This window comes from Klebsiella sp. P1954, from assembly GCF_018199955.1.
GTDB classification, from domain to species: domain Bacteria; phylum Pseudomonadota; class Gammaproteobacteria; order Enterobacterales; family Enterobacteriaceae; genus Klebsiella; species Klebsiella pneumoniae.
Genome location: NZ_CP073373.1, coordinates 3,675,601 through 3,694,695, shown reverse-complemented (window position 1 = coordinate 3,694,695; position 19,095 = coordinate 3,675,601). Strand labels below are relative to the sequence as shown.

Genomic DNA, 19,095 nt, shown 5'->3' with positions numbered 1-19,095 from the left:
CTCCGGCGGCATTTACCGTCGCCGGAGCGCGGCATTATTCGACGAAAATGTGCGGATAGAAGCGCGACAGATCCTGGGTGATCAGCGCCCGGTCTTCGCGAATACCGATCCCTGCAGGCTGGTCGTTGATGAGCCAGCTGCCAATCAGCGTATAGCTATCGCCAAACTTCGGCAGCGGGTAAAACGCCTGCACGATGGTGCCTTCTTCCCCGTACGGGCCTTCTACTGCCTCCACCACTTTGCCATTTTCAACGATCGACACGTTAGCGCCTTCGCGGGAGAAGATTGGCTTAATGACGTACTTCTCCATCTCCGGGTGAGTATCTTCGCTGAAGTAGGCCGCCAGCAGATTAGGGTGATTGGGGAACATCTCCCACAGCATCGGCAGCAGCGCCTTGTTGGAGATAATGCTTTTCCACGCCGGCTCCAGCCAGCGGACGCCAGCGTCTTCCAGCTTGGTGGAGAACATCTCCCGCAGCATAAACTCCCACGGATAGAGCTTGAACAGATTGCCAATCACCTGATCCTGCAGATCGGTAAACTGGCCTTTTTCGCCCAGGCCGATATCTTCAACGTAGAGGAATTCCGTCGCCAGCCCCGCTTCAGCGGCGCAGTCCTGCAGATACTGCACGGTACCGCGATCTTCAACGGTATCGCGGCAGCAGGCCATATGCAGCAGCTGAAAGCCAAACTGCTCGCGCAGCTCGCCGAAGCGATCGATCAGCTTTTCCTGCAAACTGTTGAACTGGTCGCTGCCCGCCGGCAGCTTGCCGGCGTTGAGCTGATCTTCCAGCCAGATCCACTGGAAGAAGGCCGCTTCATACAGCGAGGTCGGGGTGTCGGCATTGTTCTCCAGCAGCTTCGGTTCGCCGACGCCATCCCAGGCCAGGTCGAGACGTGAGTAGAGCGACGGCTGGTTGGTTTTCCACGACTGGCGTACAAAACCCCAGGTGTGTTTAGGGATGCGGAATTTGGTCATCAGCTCATCGCTGGCGATCACTTTTTCCACCACCTGGAGGCACATCTGATGTAGCTCAGCGGTGACCGCTTCCAGCTTTTCCACCTGCGCGAGGGTCAGCTTGTAATACGCCTCTTCGCTCCAGTAGGGCTCGCCGTACATGGTATGGAAGTTGAAACCGTACTCGGTCGCTTTCTCGCGCCAGTCCGGGCGCTCGGTAATACTGACTCTTTCCATGTTGCTTAGCCGCCCATTGAGCGAGAAGAGGACGTTGAGCCTGCGGCGCTACGCTGCATGGTCGACTGTTTCGCTACCGACTCGCCAAAGCCGCCGCGGGTGACGGTGGTGGTGGTGGCTGGCTTCGGCGCCATCGCGGTTTTCGGCACATTTATGGTGCGGCCCGGCTGGGCGGCGCCATAGCTCTTGCCGCTGGCGTCAGTGTACTGACCGTAGGCCGGGCTGGCCGGATTTTTCGAGCTGAACAGCGGCTGCTGTTGCGCCATGCCGCCGCCCATCAGGCGGCCCATCATGTAGCCGGCCATCAGCGGCATCCAGAAGCTGCCGCTGCTTTGCGCCTGCGCCTGGTTTTCCGGGGCGACGCCCGCCTGGGCTGGCGTCTGCTGGCACTGGCCTTCGCCAAACTCGGCGACGCAGTCTTCGCGGGTGGCATACTTCGGCGCAGTGCGCTCTGCCTCTTTTACCGCGTTGGTGTAGGCCGTGGTGCATTCGGCTGCTTTGCCCGGGTTGGCGGCGGAGCAGTCATCGGCGTTCTGGTACAGCGACACCGTTTCATCGCTTTTTTCACAACCGGCGAGCATAAAGACCGCGGTAACGGCCAGCGCGACCGGCGTCAGATGGCGTGCGCTCCAGCTTTTGCGGAACGACGAATGATTAATATTTTTTGTCCGTTTCATATTTGTCTTCCAGGACCCAGTGGTATGGCGTGTGTTAACGCTCAGGATAGAGGATGAGTGGTGGAAAATGAAGCGAAGAGGGGCGCTAAGCGGGGGATCTTTACGTTGCCTTACGTTTAACGCATCGCCTGTCCGACGGACAGGCGATGCGCATCACAATATGAGAATTACTGACGGAACGGATTGCTGCCGCTGCTCTGGGTGGTCCGTGCGGACGCCGGCTTCACCGCCGCGGTAGTGTTGCCGTAGCCATCAGCGGTGGCATCCTGTTGCGGATTTTCCGGCGCGACGCTATCTGCGGAGGTGGAGATGGGTTTACCCAGCGTGTTGTTCAGGGCGACCAGATCCTGCTCGTTCAGGGTACCTAACGCCGACTTAATGTTCAGCTCGTTGATCAGGTAGTTGTAGCGCGCATTCGAGAGCTGCTGCTTAGCGTTATACAGCGTAGTGGTGGCGTCGAGGACGTCAACGATAGTACGCGTACCCACCGAGTAGCCAGCTTCCATGGCATCCAGGGAGCTTTGCGCAGAGACCACCGCCTGTTTGTAGGCGTTGATGCTGCTGATGGAGGCGTTCACGTTGTTAAACGATGAACGCACAGTCTGCACGACGCTGCGGTGGGCGCTTTCCAGCTGCTCGCTGGCGCCGACGAAGTTGTATTGCGCCTGCTTGACCTGCGAGGTCACCGCGCCGCCCTGGTACAGTGGCAGAGAGAAGTTCAGGCCGATTTGGTTCTGCCCGTTATCACTGTCGTTGTAGGCGAGCGGGGTATTGGTTTTCGAACCGTTGTAACGCGTATTCGAGACCCCGGTAGAGGCGGAAAGGTTCAGGGTCGGCAAATGGCCGTCCTGCGCCTGGCGAATCTGCTCGCGGGCCAGGTCCTGGCTCAGACGCGCCTGCAGCAACGACAGGTTGCGGTTCTCCGCTTCCTTCAGCAGGGCATTGACCGCCTGCGGCTTGTTGGTTTTAAAGCCGTTCACGTTCAGGGAGGCCAGCTCCGGATAGTAATTACCGGTGACCTGACGCAGTCCTTCGACGGCGTTGTCGAGATCGTTACGCGCGGTGACTTCGTTCGCCAGCACGGCATCGTATTGTGAACGGGCGTTCTGTACGTCGGTGATCGCCACCAGGCCTACGTTAAAGCGCTGCGTGGTTTGATCCAACTGGCGGTAAATGGCCTGTTTCTGCGCTTCGGTATAGGAGAGCGTATCGATGGCGGCCAGCACTTTAAAATAGGCCGTCGCGGTATTCAGAATCAGAGTTTGCCGATCGGTCTGATACGTGACATCCTGAATCCCTGCCGTTTTTTCCTGCAGCGTCAGGGCGCGCCATTTCGACATATCAAACAGAACCTGCGTTAACTGCAGCGAACCGCTGGTGACGTTAGAGTTGACGCCGTTGCTGTCGCGATAGCCATTGGTATAGGTATAATCCGCTCCCAGCCCAAGCTGAGGCAGTAATGGACTGCGCGCTTCGTTGATCTTTTCGAACGCGGCGTCACGATCGGCTGCCGATTTACGCAGATCGGGGTTGCTGATGCGTGCCTGCTGGTAAACCTGAAGCAGGTTTTCCGCCTGGCTCATGGCGCTGAACCCGGTCAGGCTCAGGCCGATAAGAATGGGGAGCAATTTCTTCATTTGCATTCCTTGTTGTGAAGCATTTAGCGCTGGTCTAATTCTAAGAAAAATTCCGCTGATTGTATCGATTCTGCCGCCGTAAAAAGTTGGCGTTACGTGCCATCCGGCGGTAATTTGCACCAATCTAACATACGGACCGTAAAACGGTAGCCAAACGGTTTGGAAATCCCTAATTTCAGATTCGCAGGACATGACAATGAGCAAACCCACGCAGCAGGGAATTACCTTCTCCAAAAATGATGTAGAAATTATTGCACGCGAAACGCTATATCGTGGTTTTTTTTCGCTCGATTTATACCGTTTTCGCCACCGCCTGTTTAACGGCGGCATGAGTGGCGAAATCACCCGTGAAATTTTTGAGCGCGGGCACGCCGCCGTCTTGCTACCCTTTGACCCGGTGCGCGACGAAGTGGTGCTGGTCGAACAAATCCGTATCGCCGCCTATGATACCAGCGAGAGCCCGTGGCTGCTGGAGATGGTCGCCGGCATGATTGAAGCGGGTGAAACGGTGGAAGATGTTGCCCGTCGGGAAGCGCTGGAGGAGGCCGGGCTTGAAGTTGGGCGGACGAAACCAATATTAAGCTATCTGGCCAGTCCCGGCGGCACCAGCGAACGGTTATCGATCCTGGTGGGAGAAGTTGATGCATCGACGGCAAAAGGCATTCACGGCCTGGCCGAGGAAAACGAGGATATTCGGGTGCATGTGGTGAGTCGGGAGCAGGCTTACCAGTGGGTAGAAGAGGGGAAAATCGACAACGCAGCCTCTGTCATCGCCTTGCAATGGCTGCAATTGCATTATCACAATTTACGAAATGAGTGGACAAAATGAAGCGTTATACACCTGACTTCCCTGAGATGATGCGCCTGTGCGAGACCAACTTCGCGCAGTTGCGCCGCCTGTTGCCGCGAACGGATGCAGCGGGTGAGAAGGTAAGCTATCAGGTGGGAAGCGCGCAGTATCGGTTAACGATAGTTGAATCGACCCGCTACACTACTCTGGTGGCAATAGAGCAGACTCTGCCTGCAGTGAGCTACTGGAGCCTGCCATCGATGACCGTCCGCCTCTACCATGACGCCATGGTGGCCGAAGTGTGTTCGAGTCAGCAGATCTTTCGCTTCAAAGCGCGATATGATTATCCTAATAAAAAGTTGCATCAACGCGACGAAAAGCATCAAATTAACCAGTTTTTGGCCGACTGGCTGCGTTACTGTTTAGCACATGGAGCGATGGCGATTCCGGTTTGTTAGCGTCGTTAAACCTAAGGACACCATTTGGAAAGCCTGTTAAACCTACCTCTGGCTGGTGAGGCCAGAGTCAGGATATTACAAATTACTGATACTCACCTGTTTGCTGAAAAGCATGAAACGTTGTTAGGCATCAATACCTGGGATAGCTATCAGGCCGTACTGTCGGCCATTCATGCCTCACAGCGTCCATGCGATCTGATTGTCGCAACAGGCGATCTGGCACAGGACCACTCCTCCGCGGCCTATCAGCATTTTGCTGAGGGCATCGCGAGTTTTGCTGCACCCTGCGTCTGGCTACCGGGCAACCATGATTTCCAGCCGGCGATGTACAGCACCCTGCAGGAGGCGGGCATTTCCCCTGCCAAGCGCGTGTTTCTCGGCGATCGCTGGCAGATCCTGCTGCTCGACAGCCAGGTGTTTGGCGTTCCCCATGGCGAGCTGAGCGACTTCCAGCTGGAGTGGCTCGAACATAAGCTGGCGGAGGCGCCGGAGCGCTATACTTTACTCCTGCTGCACCATCATCCGCTGCCGGCCGGCTGCAGCTGGCTGGATCAGCATAGTCTGCGCAACGCCGGCGCGCTGGACAGCGCGTTGAGCGCCTGGCCGCGGGTGAAGCATCTTTTGTGCGGCAATATTCATCAGGAACTGGATCTCGACTGGAATGGCCGGCGCATGATGGCGACGCCGTCGACCTGCGTCCAGTTTAAACCGCACTGTGCCAATTTCACTCTGGATACGGTGTCACCGGGCTGGCGCTGGCTGGAGCTTCACCCTGACGGGACGCTGACCACCGAAGTGTGCCGCCTGGAAGGCGCCGCGTTTCATCCGGATATTGCTTCAGAAGGCTACTGATGGCGACGCTCCTTTATCTGCATGGCTTTAACAGCTCTCCGCGCTCGGCGAAGGCGACGGCGTTAAAGACCTGGCTGGCGCAGCACTATCCAGAGATCACCATGGTGGTGCCGGAGTTGCCGCCTTACCCGGCGGAAACGGCGGAGCTGTTGGAGTCCATCGTGCTGGAGCACGGAGGCGAGCCGCTGGGGGTCGTAGGGTCGTCGCTGGGCGGCTACTACGCGACCTGGCTTTCGCAGTGCTTTATGCTGCCGGCGGTGGTGGTTAACCCGGCGGTGCGGCCGTTTGAACTACTAAACAATTTTCTCGGCCACAATGAGAATCCATACACCGGGCAGCAATATGTGCTAGAGTCTCGCCATATTTACGATCTCAAAGTCATGCAAATCGACCCGCTCGAAGCGCCGGATTTACTCTGGCTGCTGCAGCAGACCGGGGATGAAGTGCTTGATTACCGCCAGGCCGTTCATTACTACGCCTCTTGCCGGCAGACGGTAGAGGAGGGCGGTAATCACGCATTTGTCGGCTTTGACGATCATTTCACTCAGATTATCGAATTTCTCGGCCTGCGCTAAACGGCCCTGAACGACCTACGAATACACACCATGACGCAATCTTCATATAATGCTGATGCCATTGAGGTACTCACCGGGCTAGAGCCGGTGCGCCGCCGTCCGGGCATGTATACCGACACCACTCGTCCTAACCATCTTGGTCAGGAGGTTATTGATAACAGTGTGGATGAAGCGCTGGCAGGCCACGCCAAACGCGTGGAAGTTATCCTTCATGCCGACCAGTCCCTGGAGGTCATTGACGATGGTCGTGGGATGCCGGTCGACATCCACCCGGAAGAGGGCGTGCCGGCGGTTGAGCTGATCCTCTGCCGGCTGCATGCGGGCGGTAAGTTTTCCAATAAAAACTATCAGTTTTCCGGCGGCCTGCACGGGGTGGGGATCTCGGTGGTCAACGCCCTGTCAAAACGCGTGGAGGTCAACGTGCGTCGCGACGGTCAGGTCTACAGCATCGCCTTTGAAAATGGTGAAAAAGTGGAAGACCTGCACGTCACCGGCACCTGCGGCAAACGCAATACCGGGACCAGCGTCCATTTCTGGCCGGACGAAAGCTTCTTCGACAGCCCGCGCTTTTCCGTTTCACGTCTGACCCACCTGTTAAAAGCGAAAGCGGTGCTGTGCCCGGGCGTGGAAATTGTTTTCCGCGACCAGGTGAACAACAGCGAGCAGAGCTGGTGCTATGCCGATGGCCTGAACGATTACCTGAGCGAAGCGGTGAACGGCCTGCCGCTGCTGCCGGAAAAACCATTCGTCGGCGCCTTCTCCGGCGAGACGGAGGCGGTGGACTGGGCGCTGCTGTGGCTGCCGGAAGGCGGCGAACTGCTGACCGAGAGCTACGTGAACCTGATCCCGACTATGCAGGGCGGGACGCACGTTAACGGTCTGCGTCAGGGGCTGCTCGACGCGATGCGTGAGTTCTGCGAGTACCGTAATATCCTGCCGCGCGGCGTAAAGCTGTCAGCGGAAGATATCTGGGATCGCTGCGCGTACGTGCTGTCGGTGAAGATGCAGGATCCGCAGTTCGCCGGGCAAACCAAAGAGCGCCTGTCGTCGCGCCAGTGCGCGGCGTTCGTCTCCGGCGTGGTGAAGGACGCCTTCAGCCTGTGGCTGAATCAGAACGTGCAGGCCGCGGAGCTGCTGGCGGAGATGGCCATCTCCAGCGCCCAGCGCCGTCTGCGCGCCGCCAAAAAAGTGGTGCGCAAAAAGCTGACCAGCGGTCCGGCGCTGCCGGGTAAACTGGCGGACTGTACCGCCCAGGATCTGAACCGTACCGAGCTGTTCCTTGTCGAAGGGGATTCGGCGGGCGGCTCAGCCAAGCAGGCGCGCGATCGCGAATATCAGGCGATCATGCCGCTGAAGGGCAAGATCCTTAATACCTGGGAAGTCTCTTCCGATGAAGTGTTAGCTTCGCAAGAAGTGCACGACATTTCGGTGGCGATTGGTATTGACCCGGATAGCGATGATTTAAGCCAGCTGCGCTACGGTAAAATTTGTATTCTGGCGGATGCGGACTCCGATGGTCTGCACATTGCCACCCTGCTGTGCGCGCTGTTCGTAAGACATTTCCGTACCCTCGTGAAAGAGGGGCACGTCTACGTGGCGCTGCCGCCGCTGTACCGTATCGACCTCGGCAAAGAGGTTTACTACGCGCTGACGGAAGAAGAAAAAACCGGCGTGCTGGAACAGCTAAAGCGCAAGAAGGGCAAGCCAAACGTCCAGCGCTTTAAAGGGCTCGGTGAGATGAACCCGATGCAGCTGCGCGAAACCACCCTTGACCCGAATACCCGCCGCCTGGTGCAGCTGGTGATAAGCGATGAGGACGAGCAGCAGACCACGGCGATAATGGATATGCTGCTGGCCAAAAAGCGTTCGGAAGATCGTCGCAACTGGCTGCAGGAGAAGGGCGATATGGCGGATCTGGAAGTGTAAGTCTGTACGCTGCGCCAGACGTAAAAGGGAGCCTCAGGCTCCCTTTTTGGCACTGTTGCAAAGTTAGCGATGAGGCAGCCTTTTGTCTTATTCAAAGGCCTTACATTTCAAAAACTCTGCTTACCAGGCGCATTTCGCCCAGGGGATCACCATAATAAAATGCTGAGGCCTGGCCTTTGCGTAGTGCACGCATCACCTCAATACCTTTGATGGTGGCGTAAGCCGTCTTCATGGATTTAAATCCCAGCGTGGCGTTGATTATCCGTTTCAGTTTGCCATGATCGCATTCAATCACGTTGTTCCGGTACTTAATCTGTCGGTGTTCAACGTCAGACGGGCACCGGCCTTCGCGTTTGAGCAGAGCAAGCGCGCGACCATAGGCGGGCGCTTTATCCGTGTTGATGAATCGTGGGATCTGCCACTTCTTCACGTTGTTGAGGATTTTACCCAGAAACCGGTATGCAGCTTTGCTGTTACGACGGGAGGAGAGATAAAAATCGACAGTGCGGCCCCGGCTGTCGACGGCCCGGTACAGATACGCCCAGCGGCCATTGACCTTCACGTAGGTTTCATCCATGTGCCACGGGCAAAGATCGGAAGGGTTACGCCAGTACCAGCGCAGCCGTTTTTCCATTTCAGGCGCATAACGCTGAACCCAGCGGTAAATCGTGGAGTGATCGACATTCACTCCGCGTTCAGCCAGCATCTCCTGCAGCTCACGGTAACTGATGCCGTATTTGCAGTACCAGCGTACGGCCCACAGAATGATGTCACGCTGAAAATGCCGGCCTTTGAATGGGTTCATGTGCAGCTCCATCAGCAAAAGGGGATGATAAGTTTATCACCACCGACTATTTGCAACAGTGCCGTGTTACTCGGTAGAATGCTCGCAAGGTCGGCTAGAAATTGGTCATGAGCTTTCTTTGAACATTGCTCTGAAAGCGGGAACGCTTTCTCATAAAGAGTAACAGAACGACCGTGTAGTGCGACTGAAGCTCGCAATACCATAAGTCGTTTTTGCTCACGAATATCAGACCAGTCAACAAGTACAATGGGCATCGTATTGCCCGAACAGATAAAGCTAGCATGCCAACGGTATACAGCGAGTCGCTCTTTGTGGAGGTGACGATTACCTAACAATCGGTCGATTCGTTTGATGTTATGTTTTGTTCTCGCTTTGGTTGGCAGGTTACGGCCAAGTTCGGTAAGAGTGAGAGTTTTACAGTCAAGTAATGCGTGGCAAGCCAACGTTAAGCTGTTGAGTCGTTTTAAGTGTAATTCGGGGCAGAATTGGTAAAGAGAGTCGTGTAAAATATCGAGTTCGCACATCTTGTTGTCTGATTATTGATTTTTCGCGAAACCATTTGATCATATGACAAGATGTGTATCCACCTTAACTTAATGATTTTTACCAAAATCATTAGGGGATTCATCAGCGTATAGTGTTTTGCAGTTTAGAGGAGATATCGCGATGCATACGCGGAAGGCAATAACGGAGGCGCTTCAAAAACTCGGAGTCCAAACCGGTGACCTCTTGATGGTGCATGCCTCACTTAAAGCGATTGGTCCGGTCGAAGGAGGAGCGGAGACGGTCGTTGCCGCGTTACGCTCCGCGGTTGGGCCGACTGGCACTGTGATGGGATACGCGTCGTGGGACCGATCACCCTACGAGGAGACTCTGAATGGCGCTCGGCTGGATGACGAAGCCCGCCGTACCTGGCTGCCGTTCGATCCCGCAACAGCCGGGACTTACCGTGGGTTCGGCCTGCTGAATCAATTTCTGGTTCAAGCCCCCGGCGCGCGGCGCAGCGCGCACCCCGATGCATCGATGGTCGCGGTTGGTCCGCTGGCTGAAACGCTGACGGAGCCTCACGAACTCGGTCACGCCTTGGGGGAAGGATCGCCCGTCGAGCGGTTCGTTCGCCTTGGCGGGAAGGCCCTGCTGTTGGGTGCGCCGCTAAACTCCGTTACCGCATTGCACTACGCCGAGGCGGTTGCCGATATCCCCAACAAACGGTGGGTGACGTATGAGATGCCGATGCTTGGAAGAGACGGTGAAGTCGCCTGGAAAACGGCATCGGATTACGATTCAAACGGCATTCTCGATTGCTTTGCTATCGAAGGAAAGCCGGATGCGGTTGAAACTATAGCAAATGCTTACGTGAAGCTCGGTCGCCATCGAGAAGGTGTCGTGGGCTTTGCTCAGTGCTACCTGTTCGACGCGCAGGACATCGTGACGTTCGGCGTCACCTATCTTGAGAAGCATTTCGGAACCACTCCGATCGTGCCTCCGCACGAGGCCGTCGAGCGCTCTTGCGAGCCTTCAGGTTAGAGGCCGTCGACAATGATAATCTGGATCAACGGACCTTTCGGCGCCGGAAAGACGACGCTCGCTAAGCGGCTGCGCGATCGGCGTTCCAAATCGCTGATCTTTGACCCCGAGGAAATCGGGTTCGTGGTGAAAGAAACGGTCCCCATGCCAGCGAGCGGAGACTATCAGGATCTCCCCTTGTGGAGGGGACTTACGATCGCGGCGGTCAGGGAGATTCGAAGGAATTACTCGCAGGACATCATCATCCCAATGACGCTCGTGCACCCGGACTATCTGACTGAGATACTCGACGGGGTAAGGCGGATCGACGATCAGCTGCTGCACATCTTTCTGACGCTCAACGAGGACCTATTGCGTCACCGGATCGCGAACCAGACCATGCATCCTGACCCGAATCGAAATGCGGAGATTCGAGAGTGGCGATTAGCGAATGTCGCCCGATGCTTGGCCGCAAGGGAACGGCTTCCATGCACAACCCGTGTTCTCGATAGTGGTGCACACACCAGCGATGAACTCGCAGCGATGGTGCTCGACGGAATCGATGGGCGCACCTGATCGCCTTCGACGCCTGCGCAAAGCGTAGCGCGAGGGTGGCGGGCTCACGACCAAACGCCCAGAGGTCGATCATCGCAGGGATGTTTGGCTTTGTGGTGCGGACGACGGGACTCGAACCCGTACTCTCACAGAGAAGCAGATTTTCGTACCACCTCGACTTTCGCCGCCGTCTGATGACGTTCGTGGTCTGGACTGTCCCTTCGCCATTGCCCGAAGGCTTTAGGCGCCGCCCGTCCAGTCTCTACACCTTCCCCCGAAGGGGCTTGGCTCGGGATTGGCTTAGGGTATTGCCCGTTAGCGTTCCCCGACTTTGAGCGGTTCTACTCCGCGGATTTCCCCGCGGGCACTCCAATTTTAAAGTCTGCTGCGTCTACCGATTTCGCCACGTCCGCCTTTTTTCGCCGTTCCTAGCGCTCGTGCGATGCACCTATGTTGCACCTAGCGCCGAATCGTTCTTCGTCATCCTGAAAAACCACGTCTCCTAAAGCCTTGCATAGCTTATCTTTTCTCCACCACGAACTTTTTTGTGGGATGGTAGAAAAAAAGACTTTTTAAGTCCGCTGGCTTGCCAGGCCTTGTTAGCTTGTACGGTCATGGTTATCGGGTAAAGAATATTGACGGCATCGCTGGTGTCGGTGGCTGAAAAGCCGGCTCCCATCAGGGCAATAGCCATTTCAGATGCAGGCGTACAGGGCAATGGTCAACAGCTACAGCCTGTCTGACGATTCCGGCGTCATGGCTGCGGCGGCTATCACGCATTTTTTGTTCGGTCAGGCGGTGTTTTCGTACCTCAATGGTTGGAGCGTGTTGATCGGACCTGGTACAGGTTTGGACAGCACGGGCTGCAAATACGCAAGGGATTTAATGGGCCTGGTGGCGTTCACGGCTTTTATCGTGACGTTTCTGTTCAGGGGCTACTCATAATCTCGTGGCTCGGCGGTTCCCGGCACACCATGACAGTAAGGAAGGACCCTGTGTCTCAACTCTCCCAGCTTCGAAGCCCCGCCGCCGTGCAGGCTGCCATCGATGAGTTCGTGCAACTGGGCCGCACGAAATTCCTGGCGCGCCACGGCTACGGCAAGTCCCGCGACTTCCTGGTACGTGATCCGAAGACCGGCACCGATTGCGATTCCAAGGCCATCGCCGGTGTGGCCTTCGGCAAGCAATTTCCCGAGCAGGGCCCGCTCACTGCTGACAGCTTCTCCGGTGGCGAGGCGACCGTCGTTCCGGCGCTGACGCGGCTCGGGTTTCGCATCATTCGCATCGGCGAAGACTGGTCCGAAGAAGAGGTCCTGGCCACGGTCGAAGACTATTTCGACATGCTGCGTGCCGAGGCGGCTGGGGAGCCGTACAACAAGTCCGAGCACAACCAGGCACTGCGCCAACTGCTGAACGGTCGCAGCAAGTCTTCAGTCGAGCTCAAGCACCAGAACATTAGCGCCGTACTCGATGCCCTGGGCCTGCCCTATATCAACGGCTACAAGCCACGCGGCAACAGCCAACTGCTGCTGCGTAAATCCGTACACGCCTACGTTCTGGAACATCAGCAGACGGTCGGCGCTCTTGTCGATGCCCTGGAGGAGGTAAAACTTCCGGGTGACAAAACCTACCGAGCGGCTTTGGTAGAACCACCCGCCCGTGAAGTGCTTGTGCGTACCCCGGCATCTCTACGGCAACGCCTACCGCGAAAGTTCGATTATGCCGCTCGCGATGAAGCCAACCGCAAGCTGGGCCGGGCAGGGGAGCAGTGGGTGATTGGCTACGAACAGCAACGCCTGACCGAGCTCGGCCACCCAGAGCTTTTTCAGCGGCTGGATTGGGTGTCCGACACCCAGGGAGACGGTGCGGGGTTCGACATCCTGTCGTTCGAAGAGGACGCCCATGAGCGCTTCATCGAGGTGAAAACCACCAATGGCGGGGTAGGCTCGTCTTTCTTGGTCAGCCACAACGAACTCGAATTCTCCAAGGAGGCGGGCGATCAATTCCATCTGTATCGCGTGTTCCAGTTTCGGGACGGTCCGCGCCTGTTCACGCTACCCGGCGACCTCAGCCAACATGTGCATCTCAAGCCGACGGGCACTGTTGCAAATAGTCGGTGGTGATAAACTTATCATCCCCTTTTGCTGATGGAGCTGCACATGAACCCATTCAAAGGCCGGCATTTTCAGCGTGACATCATTCTGTGGGCCGTACGCTGGTACTGCAAATACGGCATCAGTTACCGTGAGCTGCAGGAGATGCTGGCTGAACGCGGAGTGAATGTCGATCACTCCACGATTTACCGCTGGGTTCAGCGTTATGCGCCTGAAATGGAAAAACGGCTGCGCTGGTACTGGCGTAACCCTTCCGATCTTTGCCCGTGGCACATGGATGAAACCTACGTGAAGGTCAATGGCCGCTGGGCGTATCTGTACCGGGCCGTCGACAGCCGGGGCCGCACTGTCGATTTTTATCTCTCCTCCCGTCGTAACAGCAAAGCTGCATACCGGTTTCTGGGTAAAATCCTCAACAACGTGAAGAAGTGGCAGATCCCGCGATTCATCAACACGGATAAAGCGCCCGCCTATGGTCGCGCGCTTGCTCTGCTCAAACGCGAAGGCCGGTGCCCGTCTGACGTTGAACACCGACAGATTAAGTACCGGAACAACGTGATTGAATGCGATCATGGCAAACTGAAACGGATAATCGGCGCCACGCTGGGATTTAAATCCATGAAGACGGCTTACGCCACCATCAAAGGTATTGAGGTGATGCGTGCACTACGCAAAGGCCAGGCCTCAGCATTTTATTATGGTGATCCCCTGGGCGAAATGCGCCTGGTAAGCAGAGTTTTTGAAATGTAAGGCCTTTGAATAAGACAAAAGGCTGCCTCATCGCTAACTTTGCAACAGTGCCGTTTCTAGACTAGTCATTGGAGAACAGATGATTGATGTCTTAGGGCCGGAGAAACGCAGACGGCGTACTACACAGGAAAAGATCGCTATTGTTCAGCAGAGCTTTGAACCGGGAATGACGGTCTCCCTTGTTGCCCGGGGATGGGGAGTAAGCTTAGTCAGCCGTTGTCTCCGGGTGTCGCGTGCGCAGTTGCACGTCATTCTCAGACGAACCGATGACTGGAAAGATGGTCGCCGCAGCCGTCACTCAGATGATACGGATGTGCTTCTCCGTATACACCATGTTATCGGAGAGCTGCCCACGTATGGTTATCGTCGGGTATGGGCGCTGCTTCGCAGACAGGCCGAACTTGATGGTATGCCTGCTATCAATGCCAAACGTGTTTACCGGATCATGCGCCAGAATGCGCTGTTGCTTGAGCGAAAAACCGCTGTACCGCCATCGAAACGGGCACATACTGGCAAAGTGGCCGTGAAAGAAAGCAATCAACGATGGTGCTCTGACGGTTTCGAGTTCCGCTGTGATAACGGAGAAAAACTGGGGGTCACGTTCGCGCTGGACTGCTGTGACCGTGAGGCACTGCACTGGGCGGTCACTACGGGCGGCTTCGACAGTGAAACAGTACAGGACGTCATGCTGGGAGCGGTGGAACGCCGCTTCGGCAGCGAGCTTCCGACATCTCCAGTGGAGTGGCTGACGGATAATGGTTCATGCTACCGGGCTAATGAAACACGCCAGTTCGCCCGGATGCTGGGACTTGAACCGAAGAACACGGCGGTGCGGAGTCCGGAGAGTAACGGCATAGCAGAGAGCTTCGTGAAAACGATAAAGCGTGATTACATCAGTATCATGCCCAAACCAGACGGGTTAACGGCAGCAAAGAACCTTGCAGAGGCGTTCGAGCATTATAACGAATGGCATCCGCATAGTGCACTGGGTTATCGCTCGCCACGGGAATATCTACGGCAGCGGGCCAGTAATGGGTTAAGTGATAACAGGTGTCTGGAAATATAGGGGCAAATCCAATGGCGCAGATACGCTTGCGGATCGATACCATTCAGACAGCAGGTCCGTTCACTACCGTAATCGCTGCCGAAGAACACATTGATTGCCCCTCAATAATCCTGCCGTCAACGTCAAAATTGCTGGTCGGGCTCGACTTATTTAATTGTGTAAACAGGGCCTCTCAGCGAAAGGCCCTTATGCATCACCTGACGTCGTTAAAAGTCACTACACCCAAGATGACGTTCAATGGCACCATGCGATTCAATGTAAGCCTGGGCCGTCTGTTCCAGTACACCAGGCTCAGCGTTGTATGTGTTAGCTGCATCAAATACCAACGACAGCACTTCAGGATACACAACCAGATGTGTAATGGAGTTATCTTCACCCAATACTTTTCCCCACGCCTGCTCAATCAGATTTCTGAGAGCCACCACCTCACGACTCTTACACCAGACATCGTTATTAAGTAGCAGTACCATAAGATAAGGAGTGGTATCGTTAGCCACAGCTTCCCTACTCCAGAGATAATATAAAGGGGCGGGCTCAACAGATTTATCTTTACGTCGCTTGCACTGCAAATATTCAGAAATTAGTCTATGCAGTTCACCAGTAAAATCAGCCATCAGAGAGGGAATTGCCTTGTTCATACCTGGGCAAGGTATTAATTTAAATTGTAATAATTTAATTTTAGGATGTGTAGCTGCAGCCCGATACAGAGTTGCAAGGACATACTTTTGCCAGAGGGCGTTACAGGAAAGCTTAACGTTTGATTCTGTATACATAATAAATCACCTTACAGTTACAATAGGTCAAAAACCGCTGTAGCCAAAGTTACGCTGGCCTGATGCTTTAGTGTCGAGCTTCGTCAGATAATCCAGACGTGCCAATAAGCGCTGATATTGCTCAGGGAAATCAGGATCGTTAATATCCAGGATGTAACGTCCATTAGCAGGGAAATGAACTAGTCCCTGGTGATCTTCCAGTTCTAACCCTAAGGCACTGTACCAGGCTCCGGTAATTAACCCTCTCAGGGTGTCAGAGCGCTCATAGTCTCCCAGGTGGTAATAGGCGTCTTTGTTAAAAAAAAGGCAGACGTGATAATGACATTTAAAGGACTGCGTATATTCTTTCGCCCAGATAATACAAACCGACGTTGCGTAGGTGCGTTTGCCTTGTTGTTTTTTACGGTGTTGATCTGCATTAATTTTCGCATTCAGCGAGTTACGGAAACGAGATATCTCTCCGGGACTCAGGTTAGGAAAACAGGTAATGGTATCCCCGTTGTCAATCACGGGAGGATAATGGAGATCCACCCGTATTGCCGTTATTCTGGGATGTTTCTGGAAGAGGTTATTCACCTGGTTTCTTATTTTTAACCCGTGAGCCTCATGACATTCACCGTAAAGAGTTTCAATCGTAATCATGTTAATATTCCTTTTGCTTTCAGAGATAAGCTAATAGTTAACCTACCCAATACACAACAGAAGCAGATATTAATATTCGTATCAGTAGTTCCCAGAGGGATATATAACCCTCTGGGCGTCAATTAAGAAAAACGCTACTGCCTATTGTTACATTAGAGAACAGGATGATGTTACACAGTTACATTAGAACGTTCTAAAACATTAAACAGAGTTATGATCTACACACAACTAATTATTTGGTATCAGAATACCATTAGCTCTATTAGTACATCATATCCATCATTACACATATACTATACATCACAGATATAATATATATTACCTATCCAACGCACATGTATTTATAACTCCATTGCCAATAGCTACAAGGACTATAAAATGTTACTCTGCAGTTAGATCAACAATACCTTTATCCCAGTGTCTTTTTACAGTGGATAAACTGATGCTTAATTTTCTGGCTGTTTGTGACTGACTGAACCCCTGCAATTTCAACTGTCTGATATTTTTACTATGAATACTCCCTTCTTTCCTTCCTGGTTTTCTTTTAATTTTCCGGATACTGATGTCGGGAATTTTTCCTCTAATATCTGTAGGTAAAATCATCCCGGTGAGTACCACAGGAATATCATCACCATCCGGCAACTCTGATGACGTAAAAAAGCAAATATTAATACCTTGTCTGATACTTAAAGATAAAACCTCCTGTATTTTTTCCGGCGTATTACCAAAACAAGTTAACGATTTAGTAATCAGAATATCACCCCTTTGCATATCCTGCGTCAGGAGTCGAACTAACCGTTTTCTGTCTGCCAGAGTATAATCCGGGCGACCCAATTCGCCTGTTAACTGCAATAGTGGTTCTTTAAAATATCTCTGAATCATGGATTTTAAGCGATTAAGTTTTGACCATTTTTCAGAGTCTATGTATGCAAAACTCGCCATAATGCCTCAAACTGGTGTCATGAATTAATTATTGAACCTGTTTTTTCCTGAGTCGCATTACTCTTTTCTAAGGGAGGCTCTCCAGATACATCGGAAAAGTACTCGATAAAAGAGTTGGCCACTCCCGGGTAATGATTGCTCTCTTTAACCTCAGAAAGCGGTTTCTGTTCATCATTTACACCACGATTTCTGGGTTATGAATAAATCTACGCGGGCCATAATCATTCATCTTCAAATGGGTTAATAATAATAACATCTCCACCTGTTCTGGAACTTTGTGAAACTTCCTCTGTTCTCAGAACAGGCACTATTACAGCCTTATTATTGATATAAAAAATCGGAATATGAAAAGTACAAAATCCTGTACTACGAATCTGATGTCGCCTCACTGTTTCTTTCGTACCATACTCAATCAACTCATCTATCGGCAGGCAAACTGAATTGCAAAAGTCAAAAAAATAATCCCCAAAAACACTGGTTTTAATCAGAATGGTTTTATAAAACCCTCCTGCACGATTCAGGGTATGGGAAACTTTTCTGTTCGTGTAAATACAAATTGCCTTCTCAACTTTATAATATTCCAGCATTAAGGTCGCATTCTCTTTAATTCCCTTTTTCTCTGCAACTCCCATAGCATTTCTGGTGCTTTCATGAGGAAATATCTTTCTATCGAGAACATCATATTCATATTTGATATGCGATTTATAAATGCTATGAAAAAACTCTCCTTTTGTTATTTCAGGCTTTGTCCGTTGCACAAATGGTTCCTCATTAAAAAACTGACGTAGCTTATCCTCTATATCAGTTATAGCAGCAATATTTTCATTTATCCTGTTTAAAACAGGAGCCCCTAGCTTTAAACACTCTTTAATCGCTGCTGAAAATGAGCATTTTTTTAAATGCTGATACTTTTTAATTACATCAACTTCATATGTTTCTGCAAGAGAGAAAGAGACACGTTTCATCATGAAACTCCTTTTTAATTATAAAATTAAAATATAGAAATATATATTATTCTGATACTATAAGGTTAATACTGACTAATCCACCACAATAGATCACTTAATAACCACCCACAGGATTTCTTTCCAATAGTTTTACGTGGCGGGAATTTTCCTTCACGTTCCAGTTTCCAGGCTTGTGAACGAGAAATAGACGTAATTTTCTGGCGTTCCTTTTCTCGTACCAGTCTGTCACAGGTGTATCCATAGATCTTCAAAATTGATAAACGGTTCTCATCTCTTAACGGCTTCCACATATTGCTCTCCTTATATATTCATGATTTTCAGATTGTATATGCATGTGAGCTGCTCAAATCACTACATCTATCTGTAGTGGTATGCTGTTGAACAGCACCAGCAACTCACGAGCAAAACAATACATTTGCACAACCAAGAAATCAAATTGCGAGAAATGATTTAATTAACTGACTTCTAATAACACAATAACAACAAAGAAAGTCACAATATAAAAATAACTTAAACAATGCTTTTTGGTATACAAAATAAAAATCAAAATCACAATATTCGTAGGTTATTTTATGCAGACAAAAACAAAAAAAATCTTGTTATAATCTATGATATCAAGAGGAGGGGTAGTGACCAAAAATTCTCCCCAGAAAAGCCCCCACAACATTAGTTTGAAAACGTGACGAAGTTCACAAAATTATCTTCTGGCGATAATAGAACTTGTAAGAGGGAGTTGATTTTTGCCAACTTTCTAAAGCTAAAGTGCAGACAAAAGATAATAATTGAATGAAAACGATACATATTTTCAGATGAAAGTGACGTGACTGTAGAGGGCTATAACCGTAAAATCATTTGCGTCCTGAG

At 52.4% G+C, this 19,095-nt stretch carries 21 protein-coding genes and 2 pseudogenes; 11 read left to right on the top strand and 12 right to left on the bottom strand.

From position 1 onward, the window contains the following. Window positions 1-34 precede the first annotated feature (34 nt). From KB890_RS17755 to tolC, 3 genes are all read right to left on the bottom strand, one after another. Window positions 35-1,195 carry a glutathionylspermidine synthase family protein gene (locus tag KB890_RS17755; protein WP_004144540.1) on the bottom strand — a complete coding sequence of 387 codons (1,161 nt, stop codon included), beginning with the start codon at window positions 1,193-1,195 and terminating at the stop codon, window positions 35-37. Window positions 1,196-1,200: 5 nt separating this feature from the next. After that, complete coding sequence (locus KB890_RS17750) at window positions 1,201-1,872, bottom strand: DUF1190 family protein (protein ID WP_004181330.1); 672 nt, start codon at window positions 1,870-1,872, stop codon at window positions 1,201-1,203. Between the two features lie 167 nt (window positions 1,873-2,039). Then, window positions 2,040-3,509 carry an outer membrane channel protein TolC gene (tolC, locus tag KB890_RS17745; protein WP_020324790.1) on the bottom strand — a complete coding sequence of 490 codons (1,470 nt, stop codon included), beginning with the start codon at window positions 3,507-3,509 and terminating at the stop codon, window positions 2,040-2,042. A gap of 196 nt (window positions 3,510-3,705) precedes the next feature. Here tolC and nudF point away from each other — a divergent pair, with 196 nt between their 5' ends. Genes nudF through parE form a run of 5 tightly spaced genes read left to right on the top strand, consistent with a single transcriptional unit; the run spans window position 3,706 to window position 8,110 of the window. Next, window positions 3,706-4,338: an ADP-ribose diphosphatase gene (nudF, locus tag KB890_RS17740; protein ID WP_002916848.1), complete on the top strand. Its 633-nt coding sequence runs from the start codon at window positions 3,706-3,708 to the stop codon at window positions 4,336-4,338. Then, window positions 4,335-4,757 carry a DUF1249 family protein gene (locus KB890_RS17735; RefSeq protein ID WP_002916847.1) on the top strand — a complete coding sequence of 141 codons (423 nt, stop codon included), beginning with the start codon at window positions 4,335-4,337 and terminating at the stop codon, window positions 4,755-4,757. The genes nudF and KB890_RS17735 overlap by 4 nt, the downstream gene beginning before the upstream one ends. A 24-nt stretch (window positions 4,758-4,781) precedes the next feature. Next, window positions 4,782-5,609: a 3',5'-cyclic-AMP phosphodiesterase gene (gene cpdA / locus KB890_RS17730; protein ID WP_211778002.1), complete on the top strand. Its 828-nt coding sequence runs from the start codon at window positions 4,782-4,784 to the stop codon at window positions 5,607-5,609. Then, on the top strand, window positions 5,609-6,184 hold the full coding sequence (gene yqiA, locus KB890_RS17725; RefSeq protein WP_002916845.1) for an esterase YqiA: 576 nt from the start codon (window positions 5,609-5,611) through the stop codon (window positions 6,182-6,184). Before cpdA ends, yqiA begins: the two co-directional genes overlap by 1 nt. A gap of 30 nt (window positions 6,185-6,214) precedes the next feature. Next, a complete protein-coding gene (parE, locus tag KB890_RS17720) occupies window positions 6,215-8,110 on the top strand; it encodes a DNA topoisomerase IV subunit B (RefSeq protein WP_002916844.1) in 1,896 nt (631 codons plus the stop codon). A gap of 100 nt (window positions 8,111-8,210) precedes the next feature. On the opposite strand, the gene KB890_RS17715 is transcribed toward parE, so the two are convergent. Next, a complete protein-coding gene (locus tag KB890_RS17715; RefSeq protein ID WP_001067858.1) occupies window positions 8,211-8,915 on the bottom strand; it encodes an IS6-like element IS26 family transposase in 705 nt (234 codons plus the stop codon). 53 nt (window positions 8,916-8,968) lie between these two features. Then, a pseudogene (locus tag KB890_RS17710) lies at window positions 8,969-9,439 on the bottom strand (IS4 family transposase); the annotation flags it as partial. Between the two features lie 142 nt (window positions 9,440-9,581). Between KB890_RS17710 and aac(3)-IId the strand changes: the two are divergent. Together aac(3)-IId and KB890_RS17700 are read left to right on the top strand one after the other, a co-directional pair. Continuing rightward, window positions 9,582-10,442, top strand: a complete 861-nt coding sequence (gene aac(3)-IId / locus KB890_RS17705; protein ID WP_000557454.1) for an aminoglycoside N-acetyltransferase AAC(3)-IId — start codon at window positions 9,582-9,584, stop codon at window positions 10,440-10,442. A 12-nt stretch (window positions 10,443-10,454) separates the two neighbouring features. Next, window positions 10,455-10,997: an AAA family ATPase gene (locus tag KB890_RS17700; RefSeq protein WP_000587837.1), complete on the top strand. Its 543-nt coding sequence runs from the start codon at window positions 10,455-10,457 to the stop codon at window positions 10,995-10,997. Between the two features lie 481 nt (window positions 10,998-11,478). On the opposite strand, the gene KB890_RS17695 is transcribed toward KB890_RS17700, so the two are convergent. Beyond that, window positions 11,479-11,670 (bottom strand): hypothetical protein, encoded by a 192-nt coding sequence (locus KB890_RS17695; protein WP_000951934.1) that lies wholly within the window; start codon window positions 11,668-11,670, stop codon window positions 11,479-11,481. 23 nt (window positions 11,671-11,693) lie between these two features. On the opposite strand from KB890_RS17695, the gene KB890_RS17690 reads away from it, so the two are divergent. The 4 genes from KB890_RS17690 to KB890_RS17675 all read left to right on the top strand — a co-directional run bounded on the left by KB890_RS17690 (window position 11,694) and on the right by KB890_RS17675 (window position 14,906). Beyond that, window positions 11,694-11,921, top strand: coding sequence for a hypothetical protein (locus KB890_RS17690; protein ID WP_000248278.1), 228 nt, complete (start codon window positions 11,694-11,696; stop codon window positions 11,919-11,921). 50 nt (window positions 11,922-11,971) lie between these two features. Continuing rightward, on the top strand, window positions 11,972-13,099 hold the full coding sequence (locus tag KB890_RS17685; RefSeq protein WP_014837927.1) for a protein NO VEIN domain-containing protein: 1,128 nt from the start codon (window positions 11,972-11,974) through the stop codon (window positions 13,097-13,099). A gap of 36 nt (window positions 13,100-13,135) precedes the next feature. Further along, complete coding sequence (locus KB890_RS17680) at window positions 13,136-13,840, top strand: IS6-like element IS26 family transposase (RefSeq protein WP_001067855.1); 705 nt, start codon at window positions 13,136-13,138, stop codon at window positions 13,838-13,840. A gap of 79 nt (window positions 13,841-13,919) precedes the next feature. Next, window positions 13,920-14,906, top strand: a complete 987-nt coding sequence (locus KB890_RS17675) for an IS3 family transposase (protein ID WP_001354443.1) — start codon at window positions 13,920-13,922, stop codon at window positions 14,904-14,906. 11 nt (window positions 14,907-14,917) lie between these two features. Here the strand turns inward: KB890_RS17675 and KB890_RS27825 are convergent. From KB890_RS27825 to KB890_RS17645, 6 genes and pseudogenes are all read right to left on the bottom strand, one after another. After that, window positions 14,918-14,995: pseudogene (locus KB890_RS27825) on the bottom strand (hypothetical protein); the annotation flags it as partial. Window positions 14,996-15,112: 117 nt separating this feature from the next. Next, entirely contained in the window at window positions 15,113-15,679 is a 567-nt protein-coding gene (locus tag KB890_RS17665) for a YagK/YfjJ domain-containing protein (RefSeq protein ID WP_000287905.1), read from the bottom strand. 27 nt (window positions 15,680-15,706) lie between these two features. Then, the gene (locus KB890_RS17660; RefSeq protein ID WP_000628304.1) at window positions 15,707-16,321 is read right to left on the bottom strand and encodes an inovirus Gp2 family protein; all 615 of its coding nucleotides are present in this window, start codon (window positions 16,319-16,321) and stop codon (window positions 15,707-15,709) included. 381 nt (window positions 16,322-16,702) lie between these two features. Continuing rightward, a complete protein-coding gene (locus tag KB890_RS17655) occupies window positions 16,703-17,263 on the bottom strand; it encodes a type I phosphoribosyltransferase (protein WP_000135718.1) in 561 nt (186 codons plus the stop codon). Between the two features lie 221 nt (window positions 17,264-17,484). Continuing rightward, on the bottom strand, window positions 17,485-18,231 hold the full coding sequence (locus KB890_RS17650) for a hypothetical protein (protein ID WP_024201514.1): 747 nt from the start codon (window positions 18,229-18,231) through the stop codon (window positions 17,485-17,487). A gap of 62 nt (window positions 18,232-18,293) precedes the next feature. Continuing rightward, window positions 18,294-18,521 (bottom strand): helix-turn-helix transcriptional regulator, encoded by a 228-nt coding sequence (locus tag KB890_RS17645; protein ID WP_000265818.1) that lies wholly within the window; start codon window positions 18,519-18,521, stop codon window positions 18,294-18,296. Window positions 18,522-19,095: the final 574 nt, after the last annotated feature.